The sequence below is a fragment of the Arthrobacter sp. 05T420 genome (genome assembly GCF_056396305.1).
Genome location: NZ_JBFTLG010000010.1, coordinates 33,402 through 46,742, shown reverse-complemented (window position 1 = coordinate 46,742; position 13,341 = coordinate 33,402). Strand labels below are relative to the sequence as shown.

The following is a 13,341-nucleotide window of genomic DNA, read 5'->3' as shown; positions in this document are numbered from 1 at the left end:
CGTCGGCGCCAGCCAAGGGACGATTCGCGGAGCCAGCCGCGGGCAGATTCGCGGCTTCCGGCCCTCCGCGTCTGGTCCTCCGCAGGGAACGGGGCGCCGTTCACGGCGGGGTCTGGCTCCCGGGCGCAGGCGGCGGTCCCGCCCGGGCCAGCCCTGTGGCCGCCCCGAGGAACGGTCCGGCGCCGAGCTCGGTGCGGACCTGCACTGTGGCGTCCGCGCCCTCAGAACAGGCAACCATCGCGGCGTCGTTCTTCAACGCGACCTCCCGGGCCACGGCACAGGGCTCGCCGGACGTGATTCCCCGTGCGGCATCCGCGGCAGCCAGCGCCGCGAGGTCGGCAGCCGCCGCAGCCCGCGACGCCGCGACGGCCGATTGGGCCAGAAGCAGCAGCAAGGCCACCGCCGCGATGACCACCAGCCCGAGCCCCAGGGCCAAGACCGTCCCGGAGCCCCGCTCCGAAGGCCTCCAGCGGTGCGGGGCATGGTCAGGATCCGAACTTCGGGGCCGCGGCGCCCGGGCCCAGAGACGTGCCGGCGACATCAGGTGCCCTGCCCCGGGGAGCGGGAGGCACCATTCAAGCGGGGCTGTTGTGCAGCACCCGGGGCCTCAGCACGCGCCCACACACTGGCGCTCAGGAGCCACGGAATGAGAGAACCGACAGCCCCCGGGACGCGGCCGGACACGGTGACCCTGTGCCATTCGCCGTCGAGTGTCACCTCGGCCGCTGCCGTATCGCCGGCAAGCCGGCGGACAATGTCACCCACTTCGCCGGCCCCCGCTCCCCGCGCCAGCGCGCGGGCACCGCCGCGGGCCGCTTCCTCGACGCGCAGTTGCGTCACTCCCGCCGCCGAACCCGCCAGCAGCAGGGCGAGCAGGAACACGACCGATGGCAACGCCACGGCGAACTCCGCAGTCACCGCCCCGCGGCACTCCGCGGTGCGCGGCGGTTCCTTCCGGCTGCCACCGCCCCAGCCGCGCCAGCCTGCCTTCATGGCAGCGTGAGCGCAGTCCGAATGAGGTTCAGGAGGAAACCGCGGACCTCATCGCTGCGCATGATGAACACGAGGACCCCGGCGAACCCTACGGCGGCCAGCGTTGCAATGGCATATTCAGCGGTGGCCATTCCCGCCTGCGCGGATGGCGGCCTCCTGCGCCGGCGCGGCTGAACGGGGACAACCGAGCTGGCGCCGGGATAGATTTCGTACACCCCGGCCACACCGCCCTCCCCTGCGTCCTTCCGATTTGCAGCGGGACCGTCCTGACTTATTGACATCTGCTTTTCCTTCCACGGGACACCGGCAGGATCGCCGGCTGCTTCGACTCTCCCGGCTGGGCTGTTGCGCCGTAAGCCCCGAGGTCCGCCAAGTGGAAAACGTGCCCCTACGGGCGGGCTGTGGAGGAGAGCTGCCGGCATCAGGCCGGGATCAGCCCCAGGAGCACGGGCACGACGCCGAGGCACACAAACGCCGGCAGGGAGCACAGGCCCAGCGGCACAACGAGTTTCACGCCCAGCGCAGCAGCACGCTGCTCGGCCGCCCTGTTGCGTTCGCGGCGAAGCCGGGCGGCCTGGGCATAGAGCAGCGCTGAGGAGGGGGCTCCGGTGAGCGCGGCGAAGCAAAGCGCGTCGCGCAGGGCGAGGAGCTGGGGCGCCCGGGCACCGGAACTGCGCCATGCTGTGTCCCAGTCGGCGCCGATTGCGAGTGCCGATACGACCGGCCGAAGCTGTCGCCCGAGTTCCGGAGACACAAGGGCGGCGACGAGTTCGAGGGACCGGCCAAGCCCGGCACCCGCATCCAGCATGGCGCCGATCAGTTCCAGCATCATGGCGGTATCCCGCAGGCCTGGGAACCCATGCCCTCCGCGCCGTCCGGTGCCGCCGGGCGCCGGACGTCGGGCGGCCGGGTGTGCCGGGGCCGGAAATTGGCGCCGGAGCCGCCGGCGGGCCCGGTCCGGGCGGGCGAGGACCACTGCGGCTGCACCGGCCAGGCTCGCTGCCACCACGAATCCGGCCAGTTCGGGCCTCACGGCGGCCGCGGAGTCACGATGGGGCTTCCGCCGCGGCCCGGACGAGCCGTGAGGACCACCACCGGCCGACGGCGGTCAGCACCACACCTGCGGCCAGCGCCGCGAGGCCCCAGGGGTTCCCCAGCAGCGTCGCCACCGGATCCACGCCCAGCAGCAGGCCGAGAGCCAGACCGGACAGCGGGAGCCAGGTCAGTAAACGGACAGTCGCGCGCGGACCCGCCAGGGCGGTCTCCCGGGCGGCCTCGGCGTCGTCCTCCGTCTCAAGGTGGGCGGCAAAGCGCGCCAGGACATCGGCCAGCGGGCAACCGCTGGCCTCGGCTGTGTCAAAGCATGCGGCGAGCTCGCCCCACACGTGCACGTCCCGGCCGGCGCGGACGCCCGCCGCCCCCATGGCTAAAACGACGGTGCCGTCGCCGGCAGTGCTGCCGGAGACCTCGCGACGGATGGCCGAGGCCACGGAGGACCCGCGCAGGGCGGCGGCACGCGCGGCCGCAAGGATCCTGAGGGACTCCGGGCCGAGGACCGTTCCGGAGCCTTCGCGGGCTTGGTAGCGGCCGGCACCGTGACCCGCCATCTGGCCCGCGGACCGTTCCCGCGCAGCGTCCCCGCCGTACAGGACCCAGAGTTCGTCCCACAGCCGGGCGGGGATGCGCCCTCCCTTCAGCAGCGCGGCCAACTGTTGGACCACCACCGTCATTGGCACGGTCCCAGCATCTGCTGATCCCCTACCGTGCAAGCCACGGAATCGCCGGACAGCCCAAAGCCGGCGGGATCGCGGCTGCGCGTCGGCGGCGGAACTTCCGGTGCCGGCGCCTTGCAATGCCCTGCGGATACGCTGACCGGCCGCGCGCGAGGAGGGAAATGCCAGCCACACGGCCAGCACCAAGGCGAAGATCACCAGGGCGGTCATCGAAGCGTCCTTGCCCTCGCGGGTTCGTGTCCGGATCCCGGCGGGCGCTCTGCCGGCCGCGCTTCCTGTAGCTCGGAGGGGCCCGCTCCGGCCAGCCCGGGATCCAGGCCGAGACGGTGTGCCAGCTGCGGCCAGGCCCGGCCGAAGCGGAGCCGGCCCTGTTGGACGTCCAATGCGCCGGTGACTGTCAGGCCAATGTCGTCGGCCTCCATGATTCCAATGCTCGCGACCTGGCGCCCGGTTTCGGTCCGTTCGACATGTACGACGGCGTCGATCGCACTGGCGACCTGCAGCCGTACGGCGTCCTGGCCCATGCCGGCGAGCGCGCCAAGGGCCGCCAGCCGGGCGGGAACAGCCGAGGCCTCATTCGCGTGGATGGTCCCGCCGCCTCCGGTGTGTCCGGTGTTCATGGCCGAGAGCAGTTCGCGGACTTCCGCGCCGCGGCATTCGCCCACCACCAGCCGGTCCGGCCGCATCCTCAGGGCCTGGCGGACCAGTTCGCCGAGGTCCACGGCACCGCCGCCTTCCAGGTTTCCGTGCCGGGATTCCAGCGCGACGACGTGCGGGTGGACCGGATTCAGTTCCGCGGCGTCCTCAATCAGGACGAGCCTCTCCCCCGGGTGGCAAAGTCCCAGCAGCGTAGCCAGTAGCGTCGTTTTCCCCGAGCCGGTGGCTCCGCTGATGAGGAAGCTCAGCCTGGACGCCACCATGCGTTCGAGTACGGACTGGACCACGCTCCCGGACGTTCCGGTCCCGAACATGCCGTCGCGCCTCAGCTCGGGCATGGTGAAGACCGTGGCCCGGCGGATGCGCACGCTCAGGAGGGTTCCGGCCGTGGAAATGGGCGGCAGCACCGCGTGCACCCGGTAGCCGCCGTCGAGCCGGACGTCGACGCACGGCGAACCGTCATCCAGCCGGCGGCCGCCGGCTGCCACCAGCCTCGCGGCGAGGGCCCGGATCTGCGGTTCCCCGGAAAAGACGACAGGCGCCTTCTCCAGACCGCCGCCGCGGTCCAGCCAGACCGAGTCCGGCCCGTTGACAAAGATGTCCGTCACGGCGGGGTCCCGGGTGAGCGGCTGCAAGGGGCCCAGGCCGTTCAGTTCCGCGCTGATGCTCTCCACCGCAGCCAGGGCGCCGGCCGTGCCGAGCAGCCGTCCGCTGGCCTGCACCGCGGCCGCCACCCGCGACGGAGTCACCGGGGAAGCATCTGCCATGACGGACTCGCGCACGGAATCCAGCAGCGTCTGATCGAGAAATCCCTGCGAACGCCGGCGCCCCGGAGCCCGCCGGGTGGGCTGTTCCGGTTCGGCGGGTTCCACGGCCGCATGGGCACTCATGAGGCATCTCCGCCGTTCAGATCAAGGACTCCGGTGGCGAACCGGCGGACGGCGCGCTGCCGGCCGGCTTCCAGAAGGCGGCCGAGTTCCGTTGCTCCGGCCAGACCCTTGATGTCTGGCATGATGCCCTGAAGGGCAAGCCCCACGGAGTCGGCAATCAGTGGCGCATCCAAGGCGGCGCCGGGACCGGCCCGGACCACGAGCGCGGTGTCCACAAGTGGAAGCTCCTGCACCAGCCAGGCCGTGGCGACGGCGGCCCGCAGCCGGGCGGGCGCGACGACGATGATCCGGTCGCATTCGCCGGCGAAGGCCCGCAAGGCCTCCCGTTCCCGGCCAATATCCAGCACGACCAACTCGCAGCCGCGGCGGGCGGCGTCGAGCACCGCGGCCACGGTGACCGCGTCCACACCGACGGCACGATCCCGGGTACCCGGCCACGACAGGAAAGCGAATCCGCCGGCGCCCGGCAGCGCATCGTGCAGTTGGGCAGGGTCGATGCTCCCGCTCACCCCGGCCAGATCCGGCCAGCGGAGCCCGGGGGCGTCCTCGGCGGCCAACGACAGTTCCAGGCCGCCGCCACAGGGGTCGCCGTCGATCAGGAGCACGCGGATCCCGGTTCCGGCGGCGGCCTGCGCGATCCAGATGGCGGCCGTCGTGGCCCCGGCACCGCCGCAGCCGCCGGTGAGACCCAGAACGAGTCCGCCGGCTTCCGGCGCGCGGGACCGGCTCAGGTATTCCGCCAGCCAGGCGGCCGCCTCCGGCAGCACCGCGACGCGTTCAGCCCCGACGGCGGCGGCCAGATGCCACAGCCCGTCCCCGTCACCTTTGAGGCCGAGCAGCACGGCAGGAGCCCTCCGCCGGGGCGGCAGCTCGCGGATGTCACTGCCCACCAGCACGGCGGCCGCGGCGTCCCAGAACGGTGCAGCCTCGGCAACGTCCTGCACCGTCCGCAGCTGGCCGCCGGCCGCCGCCACGATGCGTTCCACTTCGCCGCGCAGCACATCGACCCCGGTGACGAGCAGGGTTTCCGCGGAATCCCCGGGGATCCAGGGCCCCTGCTCCGGCGGAGGCGGCGAGCCTGGACCACGTTGCTGGTGCCTGTTCATGCTGCCACTGTGCCCGGGCGCCAAGCGCGGCGTAACCGCCGTCGTGGGCTATGTGGACAAGCATCGCGGCCTTCCTGCCGCCGCGGCGAGGAGATGCGCACGGACCACGCCCCGGGGCAGGGCAGAATTGACCCTATGTACCTGCTGCTCGCTGCCCACGCCGACGGCGCGGCGCTGCAGCAACTCACGGCGGACGGCGCTCCTGAACCGTCCAATCCGGGACCCCGGGTTGTCAGCGCCGGCGACCTCGCCGGAGTTGTGCGCGGGCTTGAGGCGCGGCACCCGCGCTGGATCTGGCACCGGACGCAGGACTGGTACCCGGCGCTTCTGGGCGCCGGGGTGGATCTCGAGCGTTGCTACGACCTCACGTTGTGCGGTTCAATCCTGGCCCACTCGGAGTTCACCGCGCACACCGGCTATGCGCAGGCGGCGGAGAAGCTGACGCAGGACGACGAGCTGCACCAGCCACCGCGGGGCCTGCAGCCCCCTGCCCCGCCGCCGGAACAGGGGGCCCTGTTCGATGCCCCGGCCCCCGGCCAGCGTCCCGGCCAGTCCCTTGAGGCTCTCCGCGCCGAGTACGCCGCGCAGCAGGCGGCGCTGAGCCAGGCGGGAACGGACCCTGGCTCGGGCTCGGGCACGGCGACCGTCACCGACGCCAGCTGGCGCCAACGGCTGCAGCTGCTGCTCGCGGCGGAATCTGCCGGGGCCATGATCGCCGTCGAAATGCAGCACACCGGTGTCCCGTGGCGGGAGGAACTGCACGAGCAGATTCTCGCGGATCACCTCGGACCCCGCCCGGCTCCGGGACAGCGCCCGGCCAGACTCGAATCACTCACGGTCGACCTGAGGCTGCTGCTGAAGTCGCCGGCGCTGAACCCGGACTCCCCGCAGGAGCTCATGCGCGCCCTGCACCGCAACGGCATCGAAGTGAAGACCACCCGCCAATGGGAGCTGAAGGAATCCAGCCACCCCGCGATCGTGCCGCTGCTGGAATACAAGAAGCTGGCCCGTCTCCACGCGGCCAATGGCTGGGCATGGCTCGATACTTGGGTGAAGGACGGGCGGTTCCAGCCTGAGTACGTGGTGGGCGGCGTGGTGTCGGGCCGGTGGGCGTCCCGGGGCGGCGGGGCGCTTCAAATCCCGCGCCAGATCCGCGGCGCGGTGCACGCCGATCCAGGCCACAAACTGATCGTTGCCGACGCCTCGCAGCTGGAACCGCGTGTGCTCGTGGCGCTGGCTCAGGACTCCAAGATGGCCGAGGCCGCCCGGGACAAGGACCTCTATGCAGGCATTGCCGCGCAGGGCTTCGGCGGCGACCGGGCAAAAGCCAAGGTGGCCCTCCTCGGAGCCATCTACGGGGCGACGACGGGCGAGTCCGGACGGCTGATGCCCCAGCTGGCCCGCACATACCCCCGCGCCGTGGGCTTCGTCGAGCAGGCCGCCCGCGACGGCGAAGCCGGCAAGACCGTCACTTCACGGCTGGGCAGGAGCAGCCCGCCGCCGTCGGACCGCTGGCTGCAGAGCCAGCACTCCACCACCGCGGAAGAACAGCGCCGGGCGGACTCGATCGCCCGCTCGCGCGGCCGCTTCACCCGGAACTTCGTTGTCCAGGGCTCGGCCGCTGATTGGGCGGCGTGCTGGCTCGCTGAACTCAGGCGCCGGCTACGCACCATGCGATCGGACGGCGCAGCCGTTGGCGAACTGGTGTTCTTCCTCCACGACGAAGTCATGGTGCACTGCCCCGAAAGCGCCGTCGGCGACTGCATCAAGGCGATCGAGGCCTCCGCGACTGCCGCCAAGGAACTGTTGTTCGGCCGGATTCCAGTCGAATTTCCGGTCAGCGTGGCGGTGGTGGACTCGTACGACCACGCCAAATGAGTGACAGAAGTCACCGCCTGTAACGTACCCGTCGGTAGCGTTGTGTGGGCTCCGTCACCCGACTACCCTCGAAAGGCTGGCGAATTCCCGTACGAACCGCCGGCTATTGCAACGACGCAAGGAATTGGGGAGGCAGCGGTTTGGCTGGCATTTTTGAGATCGCGCAGGCTGGCGATAAGGCTTATTTCTTCAGGTTAACGGCGGCGGATGGCACGGTAGTTGCCGTGTCACCGCTCTTTAGCTCCATCAAGAGCGCGGCGGCGGGCATCAACGCCGTGCGCGAGAACGCCGCGACCGGCCTGGTTGTGGATCGGTCAGGTACCAACCGGCGGATGGCCGCCAGCACGTCGGCAGGACGGCTGCGCGTTCCCCTGGCGGGCAGTGCCGTGGCGACCGGCTAGCGGACCCGCCGGTACCCTGTGGGCTTCACGCATCAATCCCGTAGAGCCGCGCGCGGTCCCAAGGAACGGCCCAGCCCAGCTGTTCAAAAAGCTGGTTCAGGATCATCCCGGTAAACCCCCACACCACTACTCCGTTGACGGTGAAGGCGGGGCTCTGGAACGTTTGGCCGGCCCGGCTGACCGTTGCCATCACGCGGTTGTCCGGGTCCAGCAGGTCGCGGACCGGAACACGGAACACCTGCGCGGATTCACCGTAGTCCACCACACGGACCGGTGACTGGGCAGCCCACCAGGCCAGGACCGGGGTGACCAGGAAATTGCCCCGGGGCAGCGCCAGTTCAGGCATTACTCCGAGGACGTCTACGCCTGCAGGGTTCAGTCCGGTCTCCTCTTCCGCCTCGCGAAGGGCGGCGTCGACCACGGACTCCCCCGGGTCGATGCCGCCGCCCGGAAAAGCCACTTGCCCGGGATGGTCCTCCAGGGTTTGGGCCCGCTGGAGCAGCAGCACGTCCAAATCGGCGGGAGCGAGCAGTTTCTCGGACTCGGCTGGATCGTTGCCCAGCGCACCAAAGAGCATGAGCACGGCGGCCCTGCGGACCCGCTCACCGGGTTCGACGGCGAGTTCCCGCCAGCGCGGATCCGGGGCCGGCGCCGTGCCCGCCTCCACCGCGGCTACGAGGTCGACGAGGTCCTGGCGCGCGGTCAAGGCTGCTTCCTCTGCGATTCCATCCGGATTTCCGCGGCGCGGTGCGTCTCGGCCAGCAACCGGGCCAGCAGTGCCTCCTGCCCCGGGGCGAGTTCGTACTTCAGCAGTTTCCTGGCCTTCTCCGGATCGGTTTCCCCCATCCCGTAGCTGGGGCACCAGTTGGCGACGGCGCAGGCGCCGCAGGCCGGCTTGCGGGAGTGGCAGACGCGGCGGCCGTGAAAGACGACGCGGTGCGAGAGCATGGTCCAGTCCTTCGGCTCGAACAGCGCAGCGACGTCGGATTCGATCCGGACCGGGTCATCCGATTCCGTCCAGCCCAGACGCCGCGCCAGGCGGCCGAAGTGGGTGTCCACCGTGATGCCCGGAATGCCGAAAGCATTGCCCAGCACGACGTTCGCGGTTTTCCGCCCGACGCCGGGAAGCGTCACCAGCTCCTCCAGCCGGCCCGGCACCTCGCCGTCGTACTCGTCCACAAGCCGGGTGCACAGCGCCAGGAGATTTCTGGCCTTGGCGCGAAAGAAACCGGTGGGCTTGATGATGGCCTCCAGCTCGGCCGGATCCGCCTCCGCCATCCGCCGCGCGTCCGGGTAGCGGGCGAACAGCAGGGGCGTAATCTGGTTGACCAGCACGTCCGTGGTCTGCGCGGACAGCACGGTAGCTATCACGAGCTCGAACGGGCTGCGGAAGTCCAGCTCCGCGTGGGCATAGGGGTACTGTTCCGCGAGTTCCCGGTTGATCCGGCGCGCGCGGCGCTTGAGCGCCAGGACAGACTCCCCGGACGCCCGCGCCGCACGGGGCTTGGCGCTACCGGGGACCGGGGTGCCGGATACCGTGCTGCCGGATTCCGTGGTCACAGGGTTGGGCTAACCGCGTTCGATGTTGCTGAGGTCCCGCAGGACGCCCAACCGGCCGTCGGTGTGCTGGACGAGGAACTCGTTGCCGCGGTCCTCAATGGCCAGGACCCAGCCGCCGGGTTCAATGACGAAAGCCGGGGCTCCGGTGCGCGGGTCGACGGCGGTGCGGGGCTGTGCGACGGCGAACCAGAACGCCTCGTGCACAGGGTGGACATCGTCCTCGGCGGGCCGGCTGGCGGGATCCACCGTGGCGCCGATGGGCTCCTGCGGGCGGACCTGGTCGTTTGGCCGGACCTGGGGGTTGACGGTGGTGGGGGCACTGCCGCCGGGGGTTGCCGGAACGCCGGCGGCCTGGGTCTGCTCAGCCGCGGTCGGGGTCTGCGCAGCGGCACCAGCGGCTGCAGCGGCACCGGCGGCTGCGGCACCGGCGGCAGCAGCCGGGACGGCGGCGGCCCGGGTCTCTGCCGCACCGGACGCAGCCGGTTCAGCGGACCGTGCCGACTCAGCCGACGGAGACGGCGTCGACGGCGTCGACGAGGCGCCCGGCGTCGACGAGGCCAATGGCGCTGTGGCAGCCGCGCCGGCTGCGGGTACAACGCCCGAAATCTGAGTCTCCGGTGCACTGGATGCCGCAGCGCCCGGTGACGCAACGGGTGCCGCACCCGCCGACGGCGCCCCTGCTGACGCTGCTCCCGCCGCCGGCGCGGCCGGTGAAGTTGCCGCCGGCGCGGCCGGTGAGGTTGCCGCCTGGCCGCCGGTTACCGGGCCGCTGGCGGCCGGGCGCTTGCCCCAGCCCGCTGCCGCGCCCGATGCTGCGGTGCCGGATGCTGCCGCGCCCGATGCTGCGGCGCCCGTACCTGCCGCCTTGGATGCACCTGTTCCCGCGGAGTCCTTGGCCGTTTTGGGCTGTTTCGGCGCCTTCGGCGCACGGGGCTTTTGCACCGGGGCTGAAGCTTCACGGGCCACGATGTGGGCAGGGGATTCCTCCCGGCCCAGGAAGTCGCCAGCAAAGAACGGAATCCAGCGGGCCAGGACGGTGGCCGCGAAGAGGCCCAGGGCGCCAAGGAGCGCTATCAGCATGCTCGGCACGAAGGCCCCGGCGACGGCCAGGAAGAAGAAAGCCAGCGTGAAAGACGCCACGACGGACGCGAACTGGTCGATCGACAGGGACCCGATCCGGATTTTGGTCGACGGGCTGAGGCGGCGGGCCACGAACAACGCGGTGACAATGAGCGGAAGCACGATACCCAGGCCCAGGAAGAACAGGCTGCCCAGATTCCACAAGTTGTATGCGAAAGCAAACATCGGAATCAGCGAGGCAATGAAAAGAAGCAGTGTAGAGCCGAAGACGGTGAGGTCCCGGATGGTGAAGGGGCCGAGGACGGCCTCGTTCTTCTTCGCGGTCTTCTTGTCCACCGTGAAGCGTGGCGCATCCCCGAACCCGGCCGGCCCCGGCTGCGCCGTTCCGCCCTGGCTCTGGGCGGGCGCCCGGAGCTGCCCGTTGTCTTGCTCGTTCATTCCGTATCTCCTTAGCATGGCGGCACCCTGGACAGCGCCGCCTAACGGCAGGCAAAGACAGCGCCGCAAGCGGTTCCTGTCGCCTCCATCGGATGTCACAACTTCATCTCAGCCTAGCCAAGTGGATGGCCGATCACTAGCGGACAAGCCGAGGACGGCCACAGCAGAATTCTCCGGCCTTCCGAATCGCGGACGCCTGGCTCCCGGCCGCAGCCCGGCGCCGCCAACGAACCATTCGGCGCTTAACAAACACCACTCACGGCGCTGTTTGTGACGGGGCGCACGTTTGGTCGGACCCACGTATTAGTGTTTATTCCAGACAGCTCCAGCGGCACTGCCGCGGTCTGCCGCCGCCCGGCGTCGCGCATGCGGCCCCGCGCGGAGGCGACGCGCATGGCCGCGGAGCCCGGATCGATGAATGACGAGGTTCACCATGTCCCAGCAGACACCCGGCTCCATGGCCACGCAGACGCCCCACGGCGACGCCTTCGAAAACTTGTCCCAGGAGAACCGCCGCTTCGCGCCGTCGGCCGAGTTCGCGGCGAATGCGGTGGTCTCCGCGGGTGAGTACGCCGAGGCCGACGCCGACCGCCCCGCGTTCTGGGCGAAGCAGGCCCGCGAACTGCTCAGCTGGTCCAAGGACTTCACCCAGACGCTGGACTGGTCCAACCCGCCGTTCGCGAAGTGGTTTGTCGGCGGGGAGGTCAACGCCGCCTACAACGCCCTGGACCGCCACGTCTTGGCCGGTAACGGGGACCGGGTGGCGATCTACTTCGAGGGCGAGCCCGGCGACACCCGCACGTACACTTACGCACAGCTGACCGAGGAAGTGAAGAAGGCCGCGAACGCCTTCGAGTCCCTGGGCGTGGCGAAGGGCGACCGCGTCGCGGTGTACCTGCCCATGATTCCCGAGGCCGTCATCACCATGCTGGCATGCGCCAGGATCGGCGCTATCCATTCCGTGGTCTTCGGCGGCTTCTCCGCCGATGCCTTGCGTTCCCGGATTGACGACGCCGAGGCCAAGCTCGTGGTCACGGCCGACGGCACCTACCGCCGCGGCAAGCCCAGCGCTCTGAAGGCCGCCGTCGACGACGCCCTGGCCCGCGAGGGAGATGGGGACGGCCACACCGTGCAGAACGTGGTGGTGGTCAAGCGCAACGGGGCGGACGTGGACTGGCACGAGGGCCGCGACCACTGGTGGGCGGACACAGTCGACGCCGCGTCCGCCGAGCACACCGCCGTCGGGCACGACGCCGAGCACCCGCTCTTCATCCTCTACACCTCCGGCACTACCGGAAAGCCCAAGGGCATCCTGCACACCACCGGCGGCTACCTCACCCAGACCGCCTACACGCACCGGGCCGTCTTCGATCTCCACCCGGAGACCGACGTCTACTGGTGCACCGCCGACATCGGCTGGGTCACCGGGCACTCCTACGTTGCCTACGCCCCGCTCATCAACGGCGCCACCCAGGTCATCTACGAAGGCACTCCGGACTCCCCGCACCAGGGCCGCTGGTGGGAGATCGTGGAGAAGTACAAGGTCTCCATCCTCTACACCGCCCCCACCGCCATCCGCACGTTCATGAAGTGGGGCAAGGACATCCCGGCCAAGTCCGACCTCTCCTCGATCCGCGTCCTCGGTTCGGTCGGCGAACCCATCAACCCGGAAGCCTGGATGTGGTACCGCGAGGTCATCGGCTCCAATGCCGGCAAGAACGGCGAACGCAAGGAGAACCCCGCACCGATCGTGGACACCTGGTGGCAGACCGAGACCGGGGCGCAAATGATCGCCCCGCTGCCGGGTGTCACGGCGACCAAGCCCGGTTCGGCCCAGGTCCCGCTGCCCGGCATCGCCGTGGACGTCGTGGACGAGGCCGGCGAATCGGTGCCCAACGGGCACGGCGGCTTCCTGGTGATCCGTGAACCGTGGCCGGCCATGCTGCGCGGGATCTGGGGCGACCCCGAACGGTTCAAGGAAACCTACTGGTCCCGCTTCGAGACCATGTACTTCGCCGGCGACGGCGCCAAGAAGGACGAGGACGGCGACCTCTGGCTGCTGGGCCGTGTAGATGACGTGATGAACATTTCCGGGCACCGGCTCTCCACCGCCGAAATCGAGTCCGCGCTGGTGTCCCACCCCGCGGTGGCGGAAGCCGCCGTCGTCGGAGCCGCAGACGAGACCACCGGCCAGGCGGTCGTCGCCTTCGTGATCCTGCGCGGGGATGCCACGGACACCGGAGAGACGATCGTGCAGGAACTCCGCAACCACGTGGGCAAGGAAATCGGTCCGATCGCCAAGCCCAAAATTATCCTCGTGGTCCCCGAGCTGCCCAAGACCCGGTCCGGCAAGATCATGCGCCGCCTGCTCAAGGACGTCGCGGAAGGCCGCGAGGTGGGCGACGCGACCACCCTGGCCGACAACACCGTCATGGCCCAAATCGCCCAATCGCTGAAGAAATAGCCGGCGCCCCTTCGACACGCGTTTGCCGACGGCGTTCGGCCGGCGGCGCCGCCCACCCTGGTGGGCTGCGCCGCCGTCGTCGGTCCAGCAGGTCGACGCCGCAGCACGCTGCGTTCCGCCTAGCGGACAGTGCCCCGATAA

General features: G+C 70.3%; 13 protein-coding genes. 3 read left to right on the top strand and 10 right to left on the bottom strand.

Annotation, left to right across the window (positions count from 1 at the left end):
• Positions 1 to 100 precede the first annotated feature (100 nt).
• From AC1DEM_RS11325 to ssd, 7 genes are all read right to left on the bottom strand, one after another.
• Positions 101 to 541 (bottom strand): Rv3654c family TadE-like protein, encoded by a 441-nt coding sequence (locus AC1DEM_RS11325; protein ID WP_476884457.1) that lies wholly within the window; start codon positions 539 to 541, stop codon positions 101 to 103.
• Positions 541 to 993 (bottom strand): TadE family type IV pilus minor pilin, encoded by a 453-nt coding sequence (locus AC1DEM_RS11320; protein WP_476884456.1) that lies wholly within the window; start codon positions 991 to 993, stop codon positions 541 to 543. Before AC1DEM_RS11320 ends, AC1DEM_RS11325 begins: the two co-directional genes overlap by 1 nt.
• Entirely contained in the window at positions 990 to 1,274 is a 285-nt protein-coding gene (locus AC1DEM_RS11315) for a DUF4244 domain-containing protein (protein WP_476884455.1), read from the bottom strand. Before AC1DEM_RS11315 ends, AC1DEM_RS11320 begins: the two co-directional genes overlap by 4 nt.
• A 140-nt stretch (positions 1,275 to 1,414) precedes the next feature.
• Positions 1,415 to 2,026: a type II secretion system F family protein gene (locus AC1DEM_RS11310; RefSeq protein ID WP_476884454.1), complete on the bottom strand. Its 612-nt coding sequence runs from the start codon at positions 2,024 to 2,026 to the stop codon at positions 1,415 to 1,417.
• 13 nt (positions 2,027 to 2,039) lie between these two features.
• Complete coding sequence (locus AC1DEM_RS11305) at positions 2,040 to 2,723, bottom strand: type II secretion system F family protein (protein ID WP_476884560.1); 684 nt, start codon at positions 2,721 to 2,723, stop codon at positions 2,040 to 2,042.
• 209 nt (positions 2,724 to 2,932) lie between these two features.
• Complete coding sequence (locus AC1DEM_RS11300) at positions 2,933 to 4,273, bottom strand: TadA family conjugal transfer-associated ATPase (RefSeq protein WP_476884453.1); 1,341 nt, start codon at positions 4,271 to 4,273, stop codon at positions 2,933 to 2,935.
• Entirely contained in the window at positions 4,270 to 5,379 is a 1,110-nt protein-coding gene (gene ssd / locus AC1DEM_RS11295) for a septum site-determining protein Ssd (RefSeq protein WP_476884452.1), read from the bottom strand. The genes AC1DEM_RS11300 and ssd overlap by 4 nt, the downstream gene beginning before the upstream one ends.
• Positions 5,380 to 5,514: 135 nt before the next feature.
• Between ssd and AC1DEM_RS11290 the strand changes: the two genes are divergently transcribed.
• On the top strand, positions 5,515 to 7,257 hold the full coding sequence (locus AC1DEM_RS11290; protein WP_476884451.1) for a bifunctional 3'-5' exonuclease/DNA polymerase: 1,743 nt from the start codon (positions 5,515 to 5,517) through the stop codon (positions 7,255 to 7,257).
• Positions 7,258 to 7,301: 44 nt separating this feature from the next.
• Positions 7,302 to 7,658: a YegP family protein gene (locus AC1DEM_RS11285; protein WP_476884450.1), complete on the top strand. Its 357-nt coding sequence runs from the start codon at positions 7,302 to 7,304 to the stop codon at positions 7,656 to 7,658.
• 25 nt (positions 7,659 to 7,683) lie between these two features.
• Here the strand turns inward: AC1DEM_RS11285 and AC1DEM_RS11280 are convergent, their stop codons facing one another.
• The 3 genes from AC1DEM_RS11280 to AC1DEM_RS11270 all read right to left on the bottom strand — a co-directional run bounded on the left by AC1DEM_RS11280 (position 7,684) and on the right by AC1DEM_RS11270 (position 10,736).
• The gene (locus tag AC1DEM_RS11280; RefSeq protein WP_476884449.1) at positions 7,684 to 8,364 is read right to left on the bottom strand and encodes an NUDIX hydrolase; all 681 of its coding nucleotides are present in this window, start codon (positions 8,362 to 8,364) and stop codon (positions 7,684 to 7,686) included.
• Positions 8,361 to 9,128, bottom strand: coding sequence for an endonuclease III (gene nth / locus AC1DEM_RS11275; RefSeq protein WP_476884559.1), 768 nt, complete (start codon positions 9,126 to 9,128; stop codon positions 8,361 to 8,363). Before nth ends, AC1DEM_RS11280 begins: the two co-directional genes overlap by 4 nt.
• Positions 9,129 to 9,227: 99 nt before the next feature.
• Positions 9,228 to 10,736, bottom strand: coding sequence for a hypothetical protein (locus AC1DEM_RS11270; RefSeq protein WP_476884448.1), 1,509 nt, complete (start codon positions 10,734 to 10,736; stop codon positions 9,228 to 9,230).
• Between the two features lie 433 nt (positions 10,737 to 11,169).
• Here AC1DEM_RS11270 and acs point away from each other — a divergent pair, with 433 nt between their 5' ends.
• Positions 11,170 to 13,200: an acetate--CoA ligase gene (acs, locus tag AC1DEM_RS11265; protein WP_476884447.1), complete on the top strand. Its 2,031-nt coding sequence runs from the start codon at positions 11,170 to 11,172 to the stop codon at positions 13,198 to 13,200.
• The last annotated feature ends 141 nt before the right edge of the window (positions 13,201 to 13,341 follow it).